1 protein-coding gene is annotated in these 618 nt (G+C 51.8%); it reads right to left on the bottom strand.

What is annotated here, in order from left to right:
* The coding region (locus DK871_RS28465; protein WP_218581574.1) for a zona pellucida domain-containing protein at nt 1-464 on the bottom strand (464 nt) is incomplete at its 3' end.
* Between the last annotated feature and the right edge of the window lie 154 nt (nt 465-618).

Genomic DNA, 618 nt, shown 5'->3' with positions numbered 1-618 from the left:
GTTTCCTGCAGAGCAGCCAGCGAGGCTGGATCTACAAATGTGAACATCTTCACAACAAAGCGCTTGTAGTGGGTTGGGAATTGAAGACCAGATGATCCAGTCACTGGAACCAGTGTGGTCAGATAGCGGTCATCCTGGTAAGGGCATCCGTCGATCAGAAGGTCCCACTGGGGGAGACTGAGTGGACTGGGGGTTGAAGTCGCCCAACAATGTCCCAGCATCAGGACAATGTTGGGGTCAGTCCTCTCCATAATGTGCACCTCAACATACACAGGCTCTCGCAGGACTTTTGTGATGGGATAATCAGTGTCACTGTAGTAGGACGTGTAGGCCTCATCTCCTTCAGCACAGCCTTTGGTGACACATTGGCCATTGGCCAGTCTGAGCTCCACCCTGAGAGGTCCAGGAGCAGCTACTGGTGGAGGTGGAGGAACAGAGTTGACTTCCACAACCAGAGCTTCCACAGACGTTCCTGAATATCTACACTGGAAGAGAAACTCAAAATGACTGTCCCTTGTGATGGAACCATACGGTCCAATCCCCACTTCATACGATGAGGTCATTCGGTTTTCATACACCACATATCCTCCATCCTCCATCACGCTCGTGCCACATGCG

Origin of the sequence: Pseudomonas sp. L13, from assembly GCF_009935965.1 — a bacterium.
Classification (GTDB): domain Bacteria; phylum Pseudomonadota; class Gammaproteobacteria; order Pseudomonadales; family Pseudomonadaceae; genus Aquipseudomonas; species Aquipseudomonas lactis.
The sequence above is the reverse complement of the archived record's forward strand: the minus strand, read 5'-3'. Positions and strand labels throughout refer to the sequence as shown.